Annotated in this window: 16 protein-coding genes; 7 read left to right on the top strand and 9 right to left on the bottom strand. The window is 61.2% G+C overall.

Annotated features, from left to right (window positions below; all coding sequences use genetic code 11):
- The first annotated feature begins 217 nt into the window (after positions 1–217).
- From VT03_RS19840 to VT03_RS19830, 3 genes are all read left to right on the top strand, one after another.
- Positions 218–1,252 (top strand): RluA family pseudouridine synthase, encoded by a 1,035-nt coding sequence (locus VT03_RS19840; RefSeq protein ID WP_075094594.1) that lies wholly within the window; start codon positions 218–220, stop codon positions 1,250–1,252.
- A 206-nt stretch (positions 1,253–1,458) separates the two neighbouring features.
- Positions 1,459–2,922, top strand: coding sequence for a hypothetical protein (locus tag VT03_RS19835; RefSeq protein WP_075094593.1), 1,464 nt, complete (start codon positions 1,459–1,461; stop codon positions 2,920–2,922).
- Between the two features lie 315 nt (positions 2,923–3,237).
- Positions 3,238–5,091 (top strand): serine/threonine protein kinase, encoded by a 1,854-nt coding sequence (locus tag VT03_RS19830; protein ID WP_082846370.1) that lies wholly within the window; start codon positions 3,238–3,240, stop codon positions 5,089–5,091.
- Positions 5,092–5,256: 165 nt separating this feature from the next.
- On the opposite strand, the gene VT03_RS19825 is transcribed toward VT03_RS19830, so the two are convergent.
- Positions 5,257–7,041, bottom strand: a complete 1,785-nt coding sequence (locus VT03_RS19825) for a serine/threonine protein kinase (protein ID WP_197489015.1) — start codon at positions 7,039–7,041, stop codon at positions 5,257–5,259.
- Between the two features lie 619 nt (positions 7,042–7,660).
- Between VT03_RS19825 and VT03_RS19820 the strand changes: the two genes are divergently transcribed.
- From VT03_RS19820 to VT03_RS19810, 3 genes are all read left to right on the top strand, one after another.
- Positions 7,661–9,808 carry a caspase family protein gene (locus VT03_RS19820; protein ID WP_075094590.1) on the top strand — a complete coding sequence of 716 codons (2,148 nt, stop codon included), beginning with the start codon at positions 7,661–7,663 and terminating at the stop codon, positions 9,806–9,808.
- Positions 9,809–10,152: 344 nt separating this feature from the next.
- Positions 10,153–13,692, top strand: a complete 3,540-nt coding sequence (locus VT03_RS19815; protein WP_082846368.1) for a caspase domain-containing protein — start codon at positions 10,153–10,155, stop codon at positions 13,690–13,692.
- Positions 13,693–13,841: 149 nt separating this feature from the next.
- On the top strand, positions 13,842–14,576 hold the full coding sequence (locus VT03_RS19810) for a hypothetical protein (protein WP_075094588.1): 735 nt from the start codon (positions 13,842–13,844) through the stop codon (positions 14,574–14,576).
- A gap of 388 nt (positions 14,577–14,964) precedes the next feature.
- Here VT03_RS19810 and VT03_RS19805 read toward each other — a convergent pair whose 3' ends face one another.
- Together VT03_RS19805 and VT03_RS19800 are read right to left on the bottom strand one after the other, a co-directional pair.
- On the bottom strand, positions 14,965–15,288 hold the full coding sequence (locus VT03_RS19805) for a hypothetical protein (protein WP_075094587.1): 324 nt from the start codon (positions 15,286–15,288) through the stop codon (positions 14,965–14,967).
- 219 nt (positions 15,289–15,507) lie between these two features.
- Positions 15,508–15,810, bottom strand: coding sequence for a hypothetical protein (locus VT03_RS19800; RefSeq protein WP_075094586.1), 303 nt, complete (start codon positions 15,808–15,810; stop codon positions 15,508–15,510).
- Between the two features lie 251 nt (positions 15,811–16,061).
- Between VT03_RS19800 and VT03_RS19795 the strand changes: the two genes are divergently transcribed.
- Positions 16,062–16,640: an RNA polymerase sigma factor gene (locus tag VT03_RS19795; RefSeq protein WP_075094585.1), complete on the top strand. Its 579-nt coding sequence runs from the start codon at positions 16,062–16,064 to the stop codon at positions 16,638–16,640.
- Between the two features lie 113 nt (positions 16,641–16,753).
- Here the strand turns inward: VT03_RS19795 and VT03_RS19790 are convergent, their stop codons facing one another.
- The 6 genes from VT03_RS19790 to VT03_RS19765 all read right to left on the bottom strand — a co-directional run bounded on the left by VT03_RS19790 (position 16,754) and on the right by VT03_RS19765 (position 22,496).
- Positions 16,754–17,896, bottom strand: a complete 1,143-nt coding sequence (locus VT03_RS19790) for an ABC transporter permease (RefSeq protein WP_075094584.1) — start codon at positions 17,894–17,896, stop codon at positions 16,754–16,756.
- A gap of 13 nt (positions 17,897–17,909) precedes the next feature.
- On the bottom strand, positions 17,910–18,629 hold the full coding sequence (locus VT03_RS19785) for an ABC transporter ATP-binding protein (RefSeq protein ID WP_075094583.1): 720 nt from the start codon (positions 18,627–18,629) through the stop codon (positions 17,910–17,912).
- A gap of 61 nt (positions 18,630–18,690) precedes the next feature.
- Positions 18,691–20,244 carry an efflux RND transporter periplasmic adaptor subunit gene (locus VT03_RS19780; protein WP_075094582.1) on the bottom strand — a complete coding sequence of 518 codons (1,554 nt, stop codon included), beginning with the start codon at positions 20,242–20,244 and terminating at the stop codon, positions 18,691–18,693.
- A 60-nt stretch (positions 20,245–20,304) separates the two neighbouring features.
- Complete coding sequence (locus tag VT03_RS19775; RefSeq protein WP_075094581.1) at positions 20,305–20,850, bottom strand: hypothetical protein; 546 nt, start codon at positions 20,848–20,850, stop codon at positions 20,305–20,307.
- A gap of 55 nt (positions 20,851–20,905) precedes the next feature.
- Positions 20,906–22,075 carry an ABC transporter permease gene (locus tag VT03_RS19770; protein ID WP_075094580.1) on the bottom strand — a complete coding sequence of 390 codons (1,170 nt, stop codon included), beginning with the start codon at positions 22,073–22,075 and terminating at the stop codon, positions 20,906–20,908.
- Between the two features lie 88 nt (positions 22,076–22,163).
- On the bottom strand, positions 22,164–22,496 hold the full coding sequence (locus tag VT03_RS19765) for a heavy-metal-associated domain-containing protein (RefSeq protein ID WP_075094579.1): 333 nt from the start codon (positions 22,494–22,496) through the stop codon (positions 22,164–22,166).
- Positions 22,497–22,817: the final 321 nt, after the last annotated feature.

Below are 22,817 nucleotides of genomic sequence, written 5' to 3'. Positions count from 1 at the left end.
CAACCCGCCGGGATTCCAGAGCGAGCGTGGAGTCCTCAACGCCGGTCCCACAAGGGGGACATCCGTTGTGTACCACGGTTCCTCATGGAAGTGCCTCCGGCGGCAAGGGGTCGAAACCCCTTGACCCCAGGTGCCGTCGCACGTTGGGTTTGAGCTGCCACGCTGTGCCGGCAGGGACGGTGTTCGAGCAGAGACTCACCGATAGAATCTTCTCCCTATGCTCTCCGGCTCCTCCGATACCGACCGCATCGAACTCACCGTCGAGGAATTCTCCGACGGCGACCGCATCGACTCGTTCCTCTCCCGCCACCTTCGCAACTACACCATGTGGCGCCTCCAGCGCATGGTTCGCGAAGGAAACGCCTGGATCGACCACGCCCCCATCCAGCAGACCCGCCGCGTCTTCACCGGCGAACGCGTCACCATCCGCCTCGCCGAGCCCCCCGACCGCGTCATGGAAGGACACCCGGGGCCTCTCCGGATCCTCTACGAAGACCCCTGGATCCTCGTCATCGACAAACCCGCCGGCGTCATCGCCCATCCCACCGGCGAGTTCCAGTACGGCTCCCTCGTCAACATCCTCCAGCACTGGGCCGACCAGCGGTTCCAACCCCGCGGCCTCATCCGCCCCGGCCTCATGCATCGCCTCGACCGCCAGACCAGCGGCGTCATGGTCATCGCCCTCCAGCACCACTCCCACCGCATGCTCGCCGCCGCCTTCGAAGCGGGCCGCGTCTCCAAGACCTACCTCGCCCTCGTCGAAGGCCGCCCCAAGGAGCGGAAGGGCTCGATCAAGTTCCCGATCGGCCGGGTCCCGACCGGCCGCTGCGTCCTCATGTCCTGCCGTGCCGACGCCCTCGATGCCCGGCCGTCCCAGACGAATTACGAGGTCCTGGAACAGTACGCCCGCCACACCCTGGTGGCCGCGACGCCGCTGACGGGGCGGAACCACCAGATCCGGGTGCACTTCGCCCACATCGGCCACCCGCTGATCGGCGACGAGTTCTACCTGCCGCACGGTCACATCCGCCCGCTCAAGGAACCGCCGATGAGCGAGGAAGAGGAAGACGCGGCCGAGGATGAAGGGATCGAGACCGGCTACGCGATCCGCCGCCACGCGCTGCACGCCGGGCGTCTCGCGTTCGCCCACCCGGTCACGAACCTGTGGCTGGAGTTCACGGCGCGGCTGCCGGAAGACATGCGGGAGACGATCACGGAGCTTCGAGCGGAGTCGGCGCAACCGGTTCCTTGATCGGACGGTCTGCCACGCCAACGGCGTGCGAAATCCACAAATCTCCCGCATATTGCGAGATCATTGATACAGAATCTGGCACTTCCCGCGAAGAATTGTATCCGAGTTTTGTATCAGTTCTCGCTGGAGAACACGGGGAGATGGCACGTAAGAGATTCAAGCTGACTTGGCAGACTGGAGCGGGGCGACGTGGGCGATGGAAGAAGATGTACAAGGGGCGGATCCTGTACTTCGATGGAGGGAATGGAAAGTCTGACGCGGAGGCCTATTCCAGGGCCCTGGCGGACTTTGAGCGTCAGAAGCTACTGATTGACGCTGAGGTGGCATTTGAAAAACCACACCGAGCGGAGTACGAACGGGCCATCGTGGAGTGGGAGCGAGTTCTTCTGGCCGCACGGACGGTGGAAGACCAATCGGCAGCGATCGTCGCTGCGGCGAAGATCGATGACCTCCATCGGCGAATGAACAGCCGGAAGCCACCGGGAGTCAGCAGGCGGACAGACTACCCAGTTCGTCGATTTGGATTGCGGATCGGTCAAATCCAGGCACCGCTCGCCCAGTCCGATGTGGCCAAGGTTGCGCGCTCTGCCGCCGTCGATCTCGTTGACGAACTGGGTGTTGCCGAGGATCGGGAAGAGGAACTGGAACAAATTGTCGAGAGGTACATCAGCAATGTGATCTGGAAAGATCGCCTCTCCGCCGCCAGCGTCCAACCCTCGCAAGAGACGCCTCGCGAGTCCACCTTGAAGGCATTCGTCGACCGATACGTCGTCAAGCGGCGTGAGTCCGGGATCACTCCCACGGCTGCAGACAACATCCGCCGGCACTTGCAGTACATGCAGAGAAAGCTCGGCCCAGGCCTTGATGCTTCGGCAGTCGGGGGCAAGCATGTCGATGATCTCCATCAGGCGTTACTGCAGGACTGCGAAGGAAAACGCTTCACGAAGACATATGCCGCGGACATCTTCAAGACGGCGAAGATGTTCATCCGCTGGCTCCACGAAACAGACGTTCTTACCCAGCTCCCGAAGAACTTGACGTCCCGGGCTCTGCGGATCACTCGGGAACCGCCCGTCATCAAGACCTACCTTGTGGAACAGATCCGAGAACTGTTCGCAGCGGCTCCCGAGGACCTCAAGCTCTACATCCTCCTGGCCCTGAATTGCGGAATGACGCAGGTCGACATCAGCACGCTCAAGCCTGAGAGCATCGATTGGGACGCCGGAACACTGACTCGCAAGCGAGGAAAGACCATCCACTTCGAGCGGGTTCCCACGGTCACGTACAAACTGTGGGGCATCACGCTCATGCTCTTGAAGAAGCTACGGTCTGACGATCCGAACCATTTGCTGCTTTCCTCGAATGGGAAGACTCTTCGAGGCGAGGAACTCAGGAATGGCAAGCTCGTTCGACGGGATCCGATCCGCGTCGCCTTCGAACGCCTTCGGAAGTCCCTCGGGCAAACCGGGGACTTCAAGAGCCTGAAGAAGACGAGCGCCTCATTTCTGCGAGACAACGCTGAGTTCAATGGCATCGAGGCAGTCTTCCTCGACCATGCGCCAAAGACGATGTCAGATCGACATTACGCGGGTGTCCCAACAAACTTGCTTGCGCGAGCCATAGGCTGGTTGGAAGCCACCTTCTCGTTCCCGACAGTTGGATTCAACTGACTCAGTTTCGTGATCCCCGCGTCTCGATGGAGGCGGGTTAGCGCCGAGCCATTCCTTCTTCATGTTGCCAGGAGTCCTTCTCGAAGCATCGAAAGACCTCTCCCAGCTCAGTTCCCCTGCTGCAATTGCGTGTCCAAACGTTTCCCAGGAACCAGTGACCAAAGTATGGACATCTATCATCGAGACCGTCATTCTCGGTGGCAGAGCGTCGGTACGGCTAAAATGGGCTTCGGGGGAGATGCGGGCAGTTCACCAGGATTCCTGGGAATCTTGCTGCAGGTTTGACGTACGACGCCGTATGAGTGTCCCCCTCGAATGTCGGTTGGACGTCGCCTTGAAATTGAAACGAGGACTGCGAAAGCCCCGAAAATGGTGCCTCATCTAATCGATGACATGCAGAGGCGTTGGGCACAAGGTGAACGCCCTACGTGTGAAGCCTATTTTCGCCTGATTGGGGATCAGGCACTGCAGGGCAGTGACGCGGTTGAATTGATGCACTGCGAGTTCTTGCTGCGCCAACGCTACGGGCTTCCGGCAAGTCGCGAGGCGTTCTGCAACCGCTTTCCGCAGTTTGCGGCAGTGTTCGCAGAGAAGCTCGGACCAGAAGTCCCCTCGAACCGGGCCTCCGCCACGACATCAAAGCCTCCGATGGGAGAAGTGTCGTCCCATCCACTCCTCAGAGACAAAGTGCTCCCGGCCCAGATCGGCCGTTACACCGTCATCTCCCGCTTGGACTCCGGGGGACAGGCCGACGTCTTCCTGGGAGTGCATCCGACGTTACACCAGAACGTTGTCATCAAAGTGGGACGACATGGAATGGCGCACCGGCAAGCGGAAGCCGAGGCGCTCCTCAGAGAGGGAAGACTTCTTGCGAACCTGAATCATGAGAATCTCGTTCGGGTCTTTGATGTGGACGTCATCGAGGGATACCCGATCGTCGTCATGCAGCACGTTTCCGCCCCGTCGCTTGACCAATACGTGCGCGGGCGCACGCTGGCCGACAAAGATATTGCTCAGCTCGTCAGCGAACTCGCGCATGCGGTGGACTACATCCACCAGAAGAATCTTCTGCATCTCGATATCAAGCCCAAGAACGTCCTCGTCGACGAGGATGGGCGGCCGCGTCTCATCGATTTTGGTCTCGCCCGCCTTATCGACGCCTGGACACAGCAAAGCAACAGCAACGAGGTTTCCGGCACGTTGCAGTTCATGTCGCCCGAGCAGGTCATTGGAGATCGCGATGCCGTTGGACGTCCGTCCGACATCTTCGCGCTTGGAGGAATTCTCTACTTCATGATGACGCTACGGCCTCCTTATGTCGCGGAGACCGTTGAGCAGATCATGCCGCTCGTTCGCTTTGCTCGGTGGAACGGTAAGGCGCTAAAAGATGCGCCCCACGACGGCCGTTTGAAGCAGTTGTGTCGCAGCGCGCTGCAGTTTGACCCCAGGTGGCGTTGCCCATCCGCGGGCGAGTTCGCCAGGCGAGCAGAAGCCTGTCTCCTTCCAGTTTCGCGACGGCGGACCGCCATCGTTGTGACCGCTGTAATGGTTCTGACGTGTCTGATTCTGGCAGTATTCCTACGACCTCGTCGGCCGACAGTTCCAGCCGCATTGGACGGTCCGACTGCAGGATTGTCCCATCCACGGCTGCTCGCCTCGGCCTGGAGCAACGACCATCTGGAGCCGCTTCACGAACGACTTCCGCTGGTGAATGGGGATGAACTTCATCTGCAGGCGACTGTTCCCCGCGGCCAGGAGGCGGTGCTGTTGCACCACGATCTGGACAATGGATGGACAGTCTTGGAGGAGTGGCCGAATTCAGATGAGCGTCGGGAGATTCACTACCCGGCCCGCGATCAGAACCTCCCCTTGACCGGAAGGCCGGGCCCGCAGTTGTTGCTTCTGTGCTGTGCGCCGACGACCTCGTCTCTCGTGGCAGCGTTGAAGAAGCACGGCTCGACCGTGATGACGGTCAATGCGATCTCGCCCTATGCGGTCATCCAGGTGGATTCCTCCGGGGTCCGGACGGAGCACGGGGGCCGCGGATTCGGAGTTCCCGTCGATCGCCCCATTCCGGAAACTCGCCTGGAGGACGCCATGCGGGCGATGGCGCTGGAAGCGGAGAAGGCGCGAGGACACGTTGTTGGCGTTGCGTTCCAGAAAGAATAGCCGCCGGTCGGTCGGCCAGTGGCGGGGTGGTCAGAGCCAATCGGTCAATACCCGGTCAGGGCTCCGTTGTGGCTGGCAGCGCGTTCCTTCGAAGTAAAGAACTCCGGGGAGTCTTGGTGACGACGCCTAACCGGACTGATTCGCTTTCTCCGCGCGGGCATCCCATCACTCTTTGAAGAAGGCAACGCCAGAGACCGCTCCCTGCTTGCCGCGGATCTGTCGTTGAACGGCCTCAAGCTCCCTCGGCATCGATCGCTCGACCTCCCGCCTTGAAATCGGTCCTCCCAACCCCTTGCCGGTGGCTTCCTCCTTCACTTCAACATTGTCCACGTGAACGAGCGAGTAGCTCGACAGATTGGATACTTGCCGAAGGTCCGCCTGCCGCTCGTTCAGAACATTCACTAGGCTCGCCACGTCCTCACCCGCGACCAACAGGATGACCTGGGGGCCCGGCTCCCCTTCCAAAGGAGTCGTTGATTCCACATCGGGGTAATGAACGACTCGCTCGTCCTTCGCCTCCTCCCATCGACGAAGCTCCGTCCAGCCGTTTTCAATGTCATGATGCATGAGGGCGGCCTGGACTCCCGGGGGAATGACGGCTTCCAAGTGCAACTCGTCCCCGTTTGAGAGAGGCAGGCGATCTTCGAGGGATTCAAATCGGCCCATGTTCCAGGATGTGACGACCAACTTGGGAACCGAAGTCCCAGGCACTACCGCGCGGTTCGCGGATCCGGTTCCGCGCGGGGGGCGTGCAGATAGATTGACCCACGTCCCAATCCCGAGCAGGAGCAGAACACCAAGCGACAACAGCGTGGCCACGATAGCCATTCGCCGCGTCGAGACGGCCCGCTCAAGGTCCCGCACCAGTTCTGCGACTGATCCATAGCGGTCCGCAACCGCTGGCGCCAGGGCCCGGCGACAGACCCGCTGCAATCGCGGCGAGGGGGAGGCGGCCAGAGCGATCGCATCCCACTTCCCAGCCTGCACCAGCGACACCAACTCCTTCACCGACCCAGCCGGATAAGGAGCCTTGCCGGTCAGCAGGAAGTACAGCACACCGCCGAGCGCAAAAACGTCCGTTGCCGGGCCGACGTTCTGGGAGTCGCCCCGAATCTGCTCCGGAGGCATGTATTGAAGCGTTCCCGAGACTCGATCGTCCGCCGACGATGGGTTCCAGGCGTCGACAAGTCGGGCCAGCCCAAAGTCGATCAGACGCGGCACGCCGGACTCGTCGACAATAATGTTCTTCGGCTTGATGTCGAGGTGCAGCAGGTTCTTCTGATGCACGTAGTCGACCGCCCGCGCAACCGACAGGACGATCTTCGCGGCGGCATCGGGAGCGATGCGATGAGATCGGAAGTACTGGTCCAACGATTGCCCGGGCACGTAGTCCATGACGACCAGTGGGTAGCCGTCCACCACGTCGACATCGTACACACGGACGAGGTTTTCATGCTCCAGGGTCGCCAGCAGCCGCCCCTCTTGCAGGAGTCCATCGGTACTGTCAATTCCTGACCGGATGGCATGCCGCGACAGCTTGAGGAGAACGTTCTTGCGGAGAGTCGGATGGAGGCCGAGGTAAACCGTCGCCTGACCGCCAGCGTCCAGCGGTGCGACGACGAGATAACGGCCGAGTGGTGCCGGCAGCACCCGATCCCGCAGCAACGGATGAGCGGACGCGGGATCAGGCGCCGGGCTCGTGCTCGTCTCCTGGAAGGCGCTTTCCAGGTCGAGTTGCCGTCGAATCGCGCTTTCAAACTTTGGAAACCTCACAACGAAGGAGTCCGCGTTCGCGTCGAGGCCGTACTCTCGTCGGAGCAAATACTCGCAGTAGATCAGGTCGAGGGTGGCGTCGACGTTGAAGGTCGGGTCGGGCAGCCGACTGAGATACTCGTCGCATAGGGGCCGCTCGCCTCGGGCCCATCGCGCCCGCATATCTTCAATGAGCATTCGCACCCGCTCTCCCGTCGCAAGCTCGATGACCTGAGTCTCCGAATGTGTTCGCGACGTTTCATCGTCTCGCACGGACCGACTGTGGTTGTCGGAACGATCAAAGGCGCTGTGCTCGGCCATGCTCTGCTTCCTTCAACCGGCAGGGACGTTCGCAAACGTGCAGGTCAGGCCCCGTCCGCGGTCTTCGGCGAGCGAGCCAACACGATCGAAGAGGGCCCGTTCAGGCCTTCCCTGGAATGAACGGCGTTTCCGACCGCCCTGGACAACGCTTCCGACGAACATGGGAAGATGGTTGCGATCCTAATCCGGGCGGGGCACAATCGTCATGGTTGCGTGCAACAAGTTTCGGGCTGCCGTGACGCCAGGGCTCCGCTTCGGTCTCCTGGCCGCTCCCATCCGTCTGGGAAAGTCTGCGCCTTTTCGAGAATATTTGTGTCCGCGACGGGCCGTTCTGCCGTTTTCAAGTTCATCCTGGTCCCGTGATCGGGGAACCTACCTCCGGTCGCTCTCACGAGAGAGTCGCGATATGCATCGCGTCGTTGTGTTGCTGTCCCTGTTCGGTTGCGTGTCATTGGGCGCCTCGAACGTTCACTTGCACGGGGCGGAAACGCCGCCGATGACCGTCGGTTCCCGCCGCGCGTTGCTCGTCGGTTGCACCAGCTATCCGGCGTGTCAGTCCATTCGATCGCTGAAGGGCCCCGCGAACGATTTGCCGCTGTTCAAGGCGATGCTGAAGGAACAGTTCGGATTTCAAGAGGACGACATCACGACCTTACTCGGTTGGGAAAGCGACACGTCTACCCGTCCGACGCGAGCCAATATCGTCCGGGGATTCGAAAGACTGATTGCCGACGCCAAGGCGGGGGATCAGATCGTGATCTTGATCTCGGGACACGGGACGCAGGTTCCCGTCCCCCAAACCGGTGGGCGGACTACGGACCCGTCCGAGGACGATGACCTCAACGAAGTCTATCTCCCGGCGGATGTCGAAGCCTGGGATGGGCAGAAGCTTCCCAACGCCATTGTCGACGACGAGTTTGAAACCTGGCTCAATGCGCTGGCCGACAAGGGGGCGCATGTCTGGGTGACGTTCGATACGTGCCACTCCGGGACGATGACCCGCGCGATCGAAGGCGAGGCTCCGGCGGAAGTCTCACGCATGGTTCTTCCCGACGAATTGAAGATTCCGGCCCCCGCCGACCGGCGCGGAACTGGACCGTCCGGGCAGGATGACAAAGTGTCAGCCCGCGTCCCCGCGAAGCGGCGGGAGTCTGGGGGCACACTGACCGCCTTTTTCGCGGCCCAATCCTTTGAGGAAGCCCCCGAATTGCCGCGCCCTGCCGACGCGGCGCGCGTTCCTGGCAACTACTTTGGCCTCTTTACCTACTCGCTCGTGAAGGCCATGCAGCGGCCCAATAAGCCGAACAGCTACCGGGATCTCAGTCAGTCGATCCTGAACCTGTACTGTTCCGAACGAGGAGCCCGGGGCCCGACTCCCGTTTTCGAAGGGGACCTGGGACAACAGGTCGTCGGGACCCGGAAATGGGACCACGAGATCGGATACGGAGTTCGACTTCGAAATGGTCAGTATCAGATCAACGCAGGTGAACTTCACGGATTCACTCCCGGCTCCGTTCTCCGTGTTCACGACTCGGGCGATGTGGAACCCGAGTCGGCTCAGGGATACCTGAAAGTCGTCTCCGCGACTGCGTCTAATTCCGTGGGGGTTCCGTGTGCCGCCGACGGCCAGTCCGTCGTGACGGCTCTGCAGCTCCTTGAGACGTCGCGATGCCTGATGTCGACCCGAAACCTTGGCGACACCCGGATCAAGCTTCATCTTCGAATCGACGACACGGTCGCGTCCTCGACCGCAGAATCCCTGCGAGGAGCGGTCAATCGAATCCCCCCGGCAAGCCGAGACCTCTTTGTCCTGCACCCCGAGGCGTCCTCGGCGGACTGGATCCTCCATCTGGTCTCCCCAACGACGGCGAAAGAGGACTACCGATTGGAAGTTCAGGAGCCGACGGGAATCCTATCCCCCCTGTCGAATCGCATCCCGGAAGCGAGGCTCAAGGGCGAGGCGACCGCGAAGCGTCCCTCGCTGCCCTTGGCCACACTGCAACCTGCACGAGCCATTCGGCCGATACCGTCATCATCCGATGCCCGAGAGTTGGAACGTCTCACGGATCAGCTGACGGACGACGTCCGCAAGATTTTTATCTGGCAGAACGTCTGGCGGGTCGCGGAAGGAGTGAACGGCGAGGCCCCGGCGGGCGACTTGACGTTGACCGTCAAAGTCGAGCGAGAGGGTGAGGAGATTCTCAATCCACCGCAGCTTTACGCGGGAGAGAGTGTGGAAGTCCAGCTCCGCAACGAGGGCGTCCGCCACTGGTGGGTGAGCTGTCTGTTCCTGGGAAGTGATTTGAGCATTACGCAGTGGGCTTCGGGCTCCCTCCCACGAGGAGGCCAGTTCCGACCTCAAATCGCCACCGTGAACAGCGACAGTGAGGGGGTTGAAGGATTCGTCGTATTCGCGAGTCCTGTTACGACCGAGCGGGAGGAGCCGAAGTATGAGTTCCTCGAGCAGGGAGGGATGGCTGACCTGGAACGAACCCGTGCCTTGAAAGGAGAGTCAACATCTCCTTTTGGGCAACTGATGGAGACTGCATCGTCCGGAAAGGAAACGAGAGGGCTGTCCCGAACGTCTGCTGAACAGCCTTCCGTGATGCTCCGGTCCTGGGTCACTCGTGCGCCACTGCGGTAAGGAGCGAGACCTCGCCGGATCACCGACTGCGTCGGCAGACGGGGTGTGAGATCGACGTAGCAATTTCGCAGCCCGCGCACATCTTTGTCACAACCGGAACGGAACGCCCTCGCACGCGGGTCCCGTCAAAGGATTTGCCGAGAGGACGAAGAAGAATGTTTGGGTTTCTAAAGGGGGCAGCCGTGCAGAAGTTTGACTCGGCCATTGTGGAGTTTTAGGATCATTCCGCAGCGTCCTCCGGGGGAATCGAGAGCTCGCTGGGGCAAAAGAGCGTCACGGGGCGTGAGCGTTCGGGGTTTGATTCGGGGCGGGCCAGGCGGACGGCCGGAGTCGAGAGGGCGAACATGGTACTTCGCGTGTTGTTGACGATCGGCCTGATTCTGATGGGACGTACCGTCGTCTTCGGTCAGGACGCCAGTGATGCAGGGGCGACTCCGCAGGTGCGCGACGAAGCCGCCGTCAACCCAAGCCCTGGGGCCTCGCTTCCAGAGGAGACATTTTCGGAGCCTTCGTCCAGTGCGCAAAGCGCTGAGACCAAGCCGATTGAGTCAGCCGAGCAGGGCGTCCGGGGAATGACGTTCCACGGCCAGACCTCTCCGGTGGAGTATCGCACTCGGCGAGCAGTCATCATCGGCATCAACTATGCGGGCCGCCCCGACCAGGGTGATGGAGTGGTGCCGTTGCGGAATGCCGAGAATGACGCAAAAGAAGTCGCCGAGGTTTTGAAAGCCCACTTCGGATTTCAGCCCGATGATTTGACCTTGCTTGTCGGCGAAGCTGCGACCGAACGGGCGATCTGGCACGAGATCGCCAAGGCCGAGGAAGCGGCGGAAGACGATTGCGTCCTTTTCTACTTCAGTGGACACGGAGTCCTGTTGAAGTCGGGCCGGCAGAATACCCAGGGCGCGTTGCTGCCTTATGACGTTACGTGCGTCAACCGACAGCCTGAAGAACATACGACGATCGGCATGGAGCAGCTGGTCAAACAGCTGTCGAAGTCCAAGGCGCGGCACAAGCTCCTTGTTTTGGACTCCTGTGCCTCCGGTGCGTTGTTTGGACGTGATTGGCGCAACGACGGCTCTGATCAAGGCGCCCATGATCCGTCGGCTTTCAAGGCGTCGGGTTTCCAGGCAATTGTGGCCAGCCACGCCCTCCAAAACGCGGCCGATTCCGCCCGTGCGGAAGGTGGCGAGGGGCACTCTCCTTTCACATCGGCACTGCTCAAGGCGCTCCGCGACCGCGCCAATCTGGTCGGTGACCAGAAGTCCTTCAAGGCGACGTACCTGTTCCAGGGTATGAAGATTTACCTGGATGCCAGCCTGTCCTCCAATCAGGCCCCCTCATGCGGTTGGATCAATGACTCGCTGGGGGAGTTTCATTTCACAGTGCGGGGCAAGCTTCCGGAGCCGGGGGTCCCCTCGGAAGAGATTCGAAAGTGCATGATCGCGATGGTGCCCGGCACCTTCGGAAACTGGTGGTTCGACGAGTCCCCCTGGTTTCATCCCGGCCTGCGTTTCGAGATCCTGAAGGAGACCGAGACGACGCGCAGCGCCGGCCAGGAGATGATCTCCGTTGATGAGATCGAACAGGCCGCAAGCAAAGCATTGAACCGGATGCGCGAGGCGCGTGAGCACTCGCCGTCGAACGACAAGGTTCGGCGGCGCCTCGAACACATGGAGAAACTGCGGGCAACGAGCGATGAACAATGGAAGTCTAAGGCCGGCGAGATCGTGGCATCCCTCAATGCACTCGCAGAGGCGGCGGATTCCGTAGCCCAACAGCCATCCTCAGCCCTCGAAGCCGTCGATTTCCACTTTCTCGCGGTACTGCAGCATGCCTTGCGGAAGGATCCTGTGGCCGCGGACAAGGCCTACGCACGAGCCATCGAGAAATATCGCGAGGAGGCCAAGACAACGATCCACATGCAGGCCATGCAGGCGATGTGCCACGCCGACCACGGCTGGTTCGCCCTGGACGTCTCGCGAGACTACGACGCGGCCTGTCGCCACTTCGCTCAAGCCAACTCCGTGTTCGGCGCAGACAAGACGCCGGCTTCGTTTAAGACCTTTGTGTTCTGCCGCCATGCCGAAGCCCTTCAGCGGCAGGGGCGAGAAGGAGCGGCCGAGGAGCAACTGGAACTGGCGAAGGCGAGCATTCAGAGCGTCGATCCCCGGGGCGAGATGCCAATCAGCGCCGCCTTCTATCACCGCCGAGCCTGGCTCAGGATGAGCTCATGCAAGTTCACCAAGGCTGTCAAGGACTTTGATAGCTCGTCCGAGATTCTTCAGGCTTTGAACGATCGAGCCGGACTCGGAGGCATCGTCAACCGTGAGAAGGAAATCCTCTACTTTCACAACCTTCATGGCAAAGCGATGGCGACGCGGTTCCTCGGAGAACGGGACGTTGCGCTGAGTCAGTATCGATCGCTTTACGGCAAGATCGTGGACCTCTTTCAGAACATCCGCACCAGCGAGAGCCGAGAGTCGAACTACCGTCAGACGAAGAATCGGCTGGTGGAACGACTGGTGAATACGCAGGAGCGGATTGGCGACTGCAACCTCTTCAGTTACCCGATCGACCCGTCCGAGGCGGCCGACGACTACCGGCGTGCCCTGCGGACGTGCAGTTACCTGCCTGCGGAGCTCCGTCCGCGGTTCCAGACGCGGCTGAGGTACAAGTACGCGCTCAGCCTGCTGATTCCGGGATCCGCCGCCTTCGATCCACCGATTGCAGAGGAGCAGTTGCGGCTTGCGAAGCAAGAGCTCGCTCTGGCCACCGCCGCCCAGACGTCGGCCGCTGGAAACCCAACGGCCCCATCAAAGGACTTCCTATCGACGAAGGAAGAGGGCAACGTCGTGGAACAGCCGAAGTCGGCTGAGGCTTTGGCTAAGCAGACGAACACACAGGCGGTTGCCGCCAACCGCGAACATTTGAATCGGATCGGAGAGAAGGACGTCGCAATCTGCGCGCGGCTGGCGGAACTGCTGATGGCCGTGGCGAACCATCCGGTCGGTACCGCCCCCTCGGACTGCGAGAAGCAGATCGCTGATCAGGCTGCCGAGCTGCGAGCGATTCTCGATCGTTACCTGGACGAAGAACGGCTGGATCGGTCGCTGACCCGCGATGAAATCGAGGCAGCTCTGTTCTGCCTCCGAACGATGATCGAGGAGCTTGACCAGCCGTTGGCAGAGTTGCAGGAACAGCGTCTGCGAGAATTCCAGCTCACGCGGCGAAACGATATCGAGCGTCTTCTTGGCTACTGCCGATCGGCGCGGCGCGGCCGCCAGGAGTCTCTGCAGTTTGCCAGGCCGTACTTCGACTGCGCCGTTCATTCGCTCGTCGCTCTCAAACCGACCAACAGCAAACAGCTTCTCGAGATTGCCTGTGAGTCGATGACGGGTGAGACTCATCGCAAACCATCCGAGAAAGTGATCTCTCTGGTCGTCTACAGCGCCTCTCCAGCCAGCTACGTCTTCCTGGACATCCCAGGGTCGACCAGTTCCGTGTATCCGCTCGACCCGAGCATCAACGTCGAAGCGATTCAGGCCGCCGCGCGGAGCAAGGACCGTCTGAGCCTTCCTCGCGAAGTGTTCAAGGAACTCTCGGTCGCAGCCATTGACGGGACTCCTGTCGTTGGGCTGTGGCGAGATGAAGTTCGCCGTATTGGATCAGACGGCCAGCAAGCCGTTACCGCAATGCGTGTCGGACTCGATCGGTCGGAGACGGAAGACGCGTTGGACGCGCGTTCGTCCGAAGGCGAGGCCGGTGCCCGGATTGTGGATCAATTCCCATTCCGGCTTCCCGAGGGTGTTGTCGTTTTCCGCTCGACAGATGCTCAACCATCAACTCCGGTCCGCGAGACTGTTTTGACGGGCAACCGTTAGCTGGAGTTTGAGGGCGCGCGCTCTCGTTTGCCGGAGTGATGCGCCGGCTGGGGCCGTATTGTGGCCATCTCCTGGCGAAGGCAGTCGTGCTGCAGTCGCGGGGAATCGTTTGTTTTTGATGCTTCGAGGCCAATTTGAGGAGACGTGTCATGTCTGGAAGGAAGTGGTCTGCGCTGTTGTCGCTGGTGGCACTCCTGTCTGTTCGGGCGTTCGCCGACGACGCGAAGAAGCCCGAAGAGGCGGCGAAGGAAGTGCAATGCAAGTTGTCCAAGGAGGGCAAGAAGTGTTGCGCCAGGGCGTGCACCGTGAATTTTCGGCAGGCCCTCGGAGTTCCGTTTGACTATCTGAGCGGCCTCGGCGTGCGAATCCATGACGCACGGACGTCACCGGATCCGGTCGACCTCGCGCTCGCGGCGGAAAGCCTGGCCGTTGCAGAGAAGGTCTCGGGAAAGAAGGCGGAAGTGACCGCTGACGAAATTCGGAAGGAAGCCATCGAGCTCACGAAGCGCCGAAACCTGTCAGCGGAGCTTCAGGCCGTCGCAGCGATCGTATCCGACAGTGCCCTGAAGTCCGATTTGTCCAAGTTGGCTGCCACCGCCGCGAAAGACGAAGAGGAGAGCAAGGCGGCTTCTGACTCGGGTGAGTCGACCCGAGAGATTTTTGGAACACTTCGAGTGATCAATCACTCAAGCCACTGCCTGCGCATCTTCATCGATGGTCAATTTGTTGGCGAGGTCCATGCAGGACAGACAGGGCATCTCCACGCCCATGCGCATGGACACCACAATCACCTCGAAGCCTTCTGCGAAGAAGGTGGCGAACTGGTGACGTGCAGCGAATTTCATGGGCACAGCCACTTCCTGACTTGGCACATTTCCGACTGATCAATCTCGGAGTTCAGCCGGCGGAGTGGCAATGTGCATCTGCTTCCGCGTTCAAAAGAGCCTTGGTGACCCCGGTTGCCAAGGCTCTTTGTCTTTGCTGATCTGTCCGAGATGACCTACCCACGATCATTGAGTGTGTGAGCCGAGATCATTCGGTGGAGCGCGAGGACCCCGTCTTCGTCAGCTCATCTCAAGCGACTTCAGTCTGTCTTTACGGTGTTCCGTTCACGCCGGCCGTTGGCTTGGTGTCGGTGTAAGCTGAACGACCGGGGCCGAGCCGCCGCTGTTAACAGGGCGATTCCGTTCGAATGCCCCAGAAAAAAGAAAAGCCTCCCCAACAAGCTCTGGGGAGGCCTCCTTCTTGAATGATCACAGACTCGACAAGTTCCTAGTGGTGATACCAGGGGTTGCCGTGGATGTGGCCGTTGTGGACCGTGTCAACGTGTCCCGGAGTGTAGTGCGGAACTGCGTCGTAGTGGCCGTGGGAGTGCACTCCGCCACTCGGAGTCCAATGGGTGTAGGTCGGGTGAAAGACGCGATCGTAGTGAACCGAAGGGCCGTGGTAGATCGGTGCGGTGTAGCCTCCCCCGTAATACCCGCTCTGGGGAATACTGCCGTGGAAATGACCGTGCCCCGCTTCCGCGGAGTTGGCGAGGCCAGCGGGGAGCACAAAGGCGATGGAAAACAGAGTGGCAAGAATGCGAGTCTTCACGAGTCTTCTCCAGGACAGGCAGTCTTGTGCGACCTGAACATCAGGCTGACTGGACTACCGTATGAGTTGCGTTCTGCCAATGAAAACGGGGATGACGCTGGGGCCGGACAAGAAATCTGCGGATTTTCGAAACGTCTGAAGGTTCGCTCGGCGCGCGAAGAAAGGGGCGAGCTGGATCTCCAACTCGCCCCTTCAAAGACTTGAGAGTTTCGTCGTCCGTTACGGGATCACCATCCGGTACTGGTTTCGCAAGCCGTGAAAGTGCACGCGGGCTACCTGATCACCGTCCTCGCAGATGGCCTTGATCGTCGTCGCATCCTGATGGTCTTCCATCTGGAATGTCATCGTCCCGCCTTCGTGAACGGTGCCGACGTAGCCGTTGTTGAAGAAGATTTTCACGCATTCATTCGACCGGTTCTCAACCGTCAGCGGACCACAGAGCCCGGCCTGAGCGTTGCTCGGCCACACCGCGGGCACAACGGTGACGACGGACAGGACCATCAGTTTCAGCAGACCTTTCATCACTCTTCTCCAGATTGGATTGCGGACGGAGGGGATCGGACATCGATCTGTGGCAGCCCGCATGGATGTCTGTTCTGCCAATCCAAACGGCGGTCCTTCTCGGCCCGGACACACTTTCTGGAGTTTTTTCCCCTGGAACCTCGCCCGTTCGCCTGCGGTCGTCAGCGCATTTGCAATCGTCGAGTGACGGCATTATCACCCAATCCGTGGCCTTCCAACGTCGGCCAGTCGGACAGCCTCCAGGAAGAGCGATGGATCTGGCCAACTTGATCGAGCGAATCCGCACGGGCGATGAAGACGCGTGTACGTCGCTTGTTCGAGACTACGAGCCTGAGCTCCGTCGATTCATTCGCTTTCGGATGACGTCGAGCTCGGTCCGGCGGTTCGTCGACTCATTGGATATCTGTCAGTCCGTTCTCGCCCGATTCTTCCGCTCTCTCGATTCGGATGAGCTCGATATCTCAGATCCCGCCAAGCTCAGAGCACTGCTCCTGCAGATTGCACAGAATCGAATCTATGACGCAGTGGCTCTTCAACACGCCAAAAAGCGGGACGCCCGGCGTACGGAACTGGGCGGTGACGAGTTGCTGGCCTCACTGCAGGAGTCGACTGATCACGTCGAGCGGATCCTTGAGATGCAGGAGCTCGTTGAGCGAGTCTACACGCACTGTTCCGACGCCGACCGCTCCCTCATCGAGAGACGAATGAACGGTGCTGATTGGAATGAACTGGCGGCATCGGCTGGGGCGACAGAGGAGGCCGTCCGAAAGCGAGTCGAGAGGGCGATCGAGAAGGCCGCTGTGGCGGCGGGAGTTCTGAAGAAGACCTAGTCGCTGCGAACCAGACTCTTCGGTCCTTCGACAACTGACAGTTCCACAGTCCAGCGATATCCGCAGATCGTCTCGCAGAGACGTCGCAGTTCTTCGAGCTTCGCCGCGACGAACTACGCCTCACGAAGCGCCTCGACGATACTCGTTCTGCTTGCCTGGATCGCCGGGAGAACGCCTGCGGCAAGACCTACAGCTGTGGCCACAATCAAGGACGAGCAGGCGAGCAAAAGAGATGGCCGAAAGGCGATCGTGACCCCCTCCGCCCCAATCGCCAAGCCGCTCCATCCCAGAACGCCCATTGCCGCTCCGGTTCCGATTGTCCCTCCCAAGACACAAAGGAGCAGGCTCTCCACCAGGATCAGCCGAAAGATGCGGCCGGGCCGAACGCCGAGAGTCTGGAGAACGGCATGTTCTTTCACGCGGTCCTGGACGGACATGATCGTCGTCGTTGCGACGAGTGCCAGAACGAGGCCGACGCTAGCGTAACCTAGCCAATGGGCAAAGCCGATGAGGTCGACGAGGTCCGATAGGGTGCTCGTTTGAAACGCTCCTTTGCGGCGAGTCGCGGTGGCGACCGGGCCGGAGCGGAGCGCGGCATCGATCGCGGCCGCCACCGCGTCCGGATCGGCCTCCTCCGTCAGCTGGACCTCGTGCATCGTCACAAGGCCGGCGGAGTCCATCCCCTTTGTGTACTGCAGGAACGGGAGGCTCGTGTAAATCAGGTTTTCTTCCGCGGGAACGTGGGAGCGGAACAGCCCGGCCACTTTCACGTTCATCTCGCCGATCGAGAATTGATCCCCCACCCGGAGACGGCGGCGTTGGGCGACATTGCGGCCGACGACCGCTGCGTCCCGCTGTGATTCAAATGTTCCCCAGTCCCCTTCGATCAACTCGATGTCTCTCGCTTGGCGGAGCTGCGTCGCCGGAACGCCGTTGAAGACGATAATGTCGAGACTGGCCCGGCAATTGTTCGTCCAGACCTGCACCGGCATGACCTCTTTCACGCCGTCGACCTGAAGAATCGTCTTGGCGTAGTCTTCCGGAAGGCGACTGCTGGTGGGGCAGAAGCGGTTCTCTTGGAACACAATCAGCGTACGCTGCGCGTCCTTGTCGGACGTCAGCCGCTGCAAACCTTCCTGCACCGCTCCCACGAAGCAGAATACAAAAATGGCGACCGCAGCCCCGCTGATGGTCAGCAGCGTGCGGGAGGCGTGTCCCACAAGACTCTTGATGACATAGGGAGCAAACCGAAACACGTCGATCTCCTGTTCAATTTCGGCTGGCGGCGAGCGAAGCGGGACGTCCGGTTGTTCGCCCGGCTTCCTGGATCTGACCGCGGTCCAGCCGCAGTTGCCTCGTTCCGATCGCCGCCACTTCGTCGTCGTGCGTCACCATCAGCAGCGTCATTCCCAGCTCGACGTTCAGACGTCGCAGGAGGACCTGGATTTGTTTGCTTGTCTCGGCGTCGAGACTTCCCGTCGGTTCGTCAGCGACGACGACTTTCGGATGAGCCACGATGGCCCGTGCGATCCCGACGCGTTGCTCCTGTCCTCCGGAGAGCTGCCTGGGGTAGTGGTCCGCCCTGTCAGACAGACCAACCGCTTCGAGTGCAATTTCAACACGCCGGCGGCGTTCGCCAGCCGTCAGCGGAAGCAGGAGGATCGGCAGCTCGATGTTCTCAAAGGCCGTGAGAACAGGAACAAGATTGTGCGTCTGGAAAATGTATCCGAGGTTCGCCGCCCGCCAGTCAGCGAGGGCTCCCCGGGAGAGCCGTGTGATCTCCACGCCGTCGACCGTGATCGACCCGGAGTTGGGGCGGTCGATCCCGCTCACCATGTTGAGCAAGGTACTCTTTCCGGTTCCGCTTGGTCCCATCATCGAAACGAAGTCTCCCGCCTCGACGTCCAGACTGACATCATTCAAGGGGGTGAGAACTTCATCCCCTTTGCGGAACTGTTTAGTGAGATTGCGGATCTCGACGAGTGGCATGCTGATCTCCTCTGCGCTTGGGCGCGATCTTGTGAACGACGTCGCGATTCGCTGTCGCGGCTCATAGCCCCGGGCCGGATGTTTCACCGCTGATCGTGACCGGATCTCGCTCTCGTAACCCTTCGCGGCCGTCCACGATCAGCTTGTCTGTGACATTCAGCCCCTCGGCGATCTCGACAAGGGTCGGCGTACTCGCCTTTCCGAGCGTCACTCCTTTCTGACGAGCCAGGCCACTCGGATCGACGACCCAGACGGCGGGCCGGCTCCCGCTACGATCGACGAGGTCCTTCGGAACAAGAAGCCGTTCGGTCTCGCCAGGCGATTCGTTTACCTCCGCTGCCCGTTCCGGCGCCAGGAACGTCGTCGACACGAGCATCTCCGGACGGAGAGCGGCCGGCGGATTGTCGATGGCGACCTTCACTTCGAGGGTGTTCTTCTGCACGTTCGCCGTCGAGGTTGGCCGGAGAACGGTCCCTCGAATCGTCTCTTTCGACGAAGCAGTCGTGATCTCGACGGGCTGTCCAGTCTCGACGAGTGGAACATCCTCCAGCCGGACATCCGCCCGGATCTGGAGCTGGGTTGGGTCGTACATCGTTACGACAGTGCTGGAACTGATCGTCGCGTTGCTGTCGAGCCCCATGACCCGCGACCCGGGGTGGGCGACTACTTGGAGGATCACCCCCGAGATCGGGCTGCGGATCGTCGTCCGGTCGAGCGCCAGCCGGGCACGCTCAACCTTCAGCCGGGCCTGTTCCACGGCGGCCTTGCCCCCCGCCTCCTTGGCCTCCGCCTCCTCCACCTGGCGCGTCTCCTCCACCAGCAGCCGGAGTTGTTCGCCGAGGGCTGCGGTCTTCTTCTTGAGCGTCTCGACTTCCAGCTCCAAGCTCGGCTTCCGGCGTTCGAGTTCCGCCGCTTCCGCTTCGAGAGCGAGATACTCACTTTCCGCCTGCTGCACGATGCGGCCGGTGACGGCAGTTCCGGCCGACTGCTTCCCCTCAAAGTTGTTCTTGGCAAACTCCAGCCGGGCGGCAGTTGCCCGGATCTGAAACGGAAGCTTCGCGAGCTCCGTCTGGGCCTTCGCTTGAAGCGACTCTGCCTCGGCAAGCTGTGCGTGGAGGTGAACCGGCTTCTCCCGCCGCGATTGGGCCGCCCGGAGTTCCGCCTGAACTCCCTTCAGCTCCGCCTCACGAAGGAGCAGGGCCGTCTGCGCCTCCTTAACGGAGTACTGGGCATCCGTGTCGATGAGCTGTGCGATCGCTTCTCCGGCATTGACTGCCTGTCCGCCGACGACCCGCAGCTCCTGGACGACCCCTTCGGTCATGGCCGCGACGTTGATCGGCGTCGGCCGAGGCTCGATCCATCCCGCCGCCTGGAACAGCGGCGTTCCAGACTGCTGGATTTCGGCCCGGCTCACGATGACCGGCGTCACCGTGACCGGCCGACGCGTCGTGAATGAGTCGCGCGTCGCCCAGCCAATCAGGAGCGCGAATGCCGCCAGGATCGTTCCGGGTATCGCATACCGCGACACCCAGGCGCTCTTCCCGCGCTGGCCGGCCACAGGTCGGCGTTCGGTCCGTTCGAGGGCCAGTTCTCGGAGATTGACCTCGGTTCCCATGAGGGGTGCCTTCAACGATTGTCCTGGGAGCGGCGGAGGATCACCGCTCCCCTGGTCGGCTCACTGCTTTACGAAGACCTGTTCGGCCAGCACGGTCAGGTTGCCGGCGTCGTCCCGCTTGGCCTTCCCTTTCACAACGACGATGTTCAGCTCCTTGACCCCCAGCAGAGTCTTGGCGTCCGTCATGACCGGCTTGAGACCGTCGACCACCTTGACCATCGCGATGTTGTTCTTGACGGCGTTCTGCTCGCAGCAGTAGTCCCACGGCGTTTCACATCCCTCATCCGGTGCGCAGTGAGGGACTTTGGGGTCGACGATCGTAAAGGCGGCCACGCCGTCGACGAACGGCTTCTCCGATCCACCGACACGTCCGACGAGGACGACGTCTTCGTCATCCTTGACCGACTCGCGAGCCGTTCCGACCGCGACGGCCCCCGCCGGCTCGCTGGCCGCGACGTACTTCTCGCCGGCCGCAGTCGGTCTGGACGCGGCTGCTGGAGAACTGGGAGAGGCAGAGGGGGCGGAGGGGGACGATCCGCTGCAGCCGACGGCCATCAGGACCAGGCTGGCGACGAACAAACGAGACTTGAGGTGAGACAGAACCATCACGCTTCTCCGAATTGGGCAGCCGCATGGGCTGCGTGCTATGAATACAAACAGTTCAAATGGCTTTGAGGCTTTGGGCGACCGGGAGCTGCAAGGCGCGAAGCGCCGGGGGGATCGCTCCCAGGATCCCGAGTGCGAGGCCGATGCCGCAGCCGATCAGCAGCGCGGGACCGTCCACGCGGAGCTCGAAGGCTCCCATCGTGAACCGAACCGATGCGCCGTTGAGTAGCGGCATGGCGACCAGTCCGGCCAGGAGCGAAGCGGCTGCCGCCATAAGGGCTCCCTCCTGGATGAGACTCAGCAGAATGGCACGGCGGCGGTAGCCGATCGCCTGCAAGGTCGCGATCTCCCGGATCCGTCCGGCGACGGCCCCATACATCATGTTGAGTCCGGCGAAGATTCCGGCGCCGGCAACGAGGAATACGACCATCCATCCGACGAGCCGCATTGGCCGGTAGTGCTTCTGCAGCGACTCGTAGTAGGCGGTCTCTCCGATGGCCTGGAGTTCAAGGTCCGTTCGTTCCTTGCAGAAGAGCTCGACCCCCGCCGAGCCCACACGAGGCTTCATCAACAGCGCCACCAGGCTCAGATCTTGACGGTTAAGGGCCTGCTGGAGATCCGGAAGCCGGCACCACATCTCCGACTCGAATGCCGACCCGCCGGCGACGAAATGACCGCTGATCTTCCACTTTCGCCGTTCCATCTGGACCTCACTTCCGATCGCCAGATCCTCGGGGCGACATCCCAGCTTGGTAGCGACGAGCTTGCCAACCATCACTTCCCCTGCGCCCGGCCACCGGCCGTCAACGATCTGGACTCGCCGCCGCACCAGCGGTGCCGCTTGCGAGACGCCGCGGATCAGGCCCAGACCGACATGACCGGTCTGGCCCGCCTGGACCCGCGTTCCAAAATAGAGCTCGGGGGAGACGCATCGCACGCCGTGCCGTTCCTCGACATCGTCGACGCTGGCCGCGAGCAGGTCCGGGCTGCGGCCGACGATCGATGAGTTCTCGATGTTCGCCTCAGCCGTTACGGAATAGGCGAGCACGACCGAGGGATCGCCGCTCCCTGCAAGGGACTTCTCCAACCCGCGGATAAAGCCGACTACGACAAGAACGAGGAACACGACGGTGGCAATGGCGCCAAGGGTCAGCAGGCTCCGGCTAGGTCGCCGCAGCAGATTGCGGACACCGTACTCCCACGGAAGAAATCGTCGCCGAATCATGGAGGTGCGAGACGCAAGGAGGAAAGAGGAGGATGTCGCGTCCCAAAGGACGGACCTTCAGGACGCGACGTTCACGGGGACAAGAAGCCTATGGTTTGGCGGTGAAAACGCCTTGCGGGCTGACCATTTTGGTGGGCGTCTTGCCGATCTCATCCATCGCCTCCCAAAGAGCACGGGAGGAGACTGTGGCATTCGCCTGCGGAGTGATCGTGACCGTCTTCGTCTTGATATCGCAGGAGACCGTGGCGATCCCCGGGAATCCGTCGAGGCGCTGATTGATCTTTTTGACACAACCGCCGCACATTTCGGCGACGGTGACCACGGTCGTTTTCGAAGCTCCCGCCCAGGTGGGAACAGAGGACGATACGAGGCAGGTGAGGACGATAGCGCAGAAGACTTTTCGCGTAATTGCTTGGGCCATGAATCGATTCCTTTCGAGAAAACGGGGGTGCGCAACGACAGCCGTTGCTGCCGAGCGGGATGCCGCGTGGGGAGACGATCGCCCCAGACAAGGAGATTTCAGCGGTGCACGCAGAGAGCCATGTCGGAGCGCAGTGCTCCAATCACTCTGCGAATGCGAAGGGATAAGTAGCGCCAATCCGAGCGGGAGGCGCGCCGGCTCTCAGCAGAGCCAAGAATTGAACGCAATGCGAGTACTTTGCCCATCCAAGCGTTTGAAATCAAACGTCCGCTCAGAGGCACTAGCGGGCTGCGACCGCTCCGTCGTGCACTCCGGCACGAT

The sequence above is a fragment of the Planctomyces sp. SH-PL14 genome (assembly GCF_001610835.1).
Classification (GTDB): Bacteria; Planctomycetota; Planctomycetia; order Planctomycetales; family Planctomycetaceae; genus Planctomyces_A.
The sequence above is the reverse complement of the archived record's forward strand: the minus strand, read 5'-3'. Positions and strand labels throughout refer to the sequence as shown.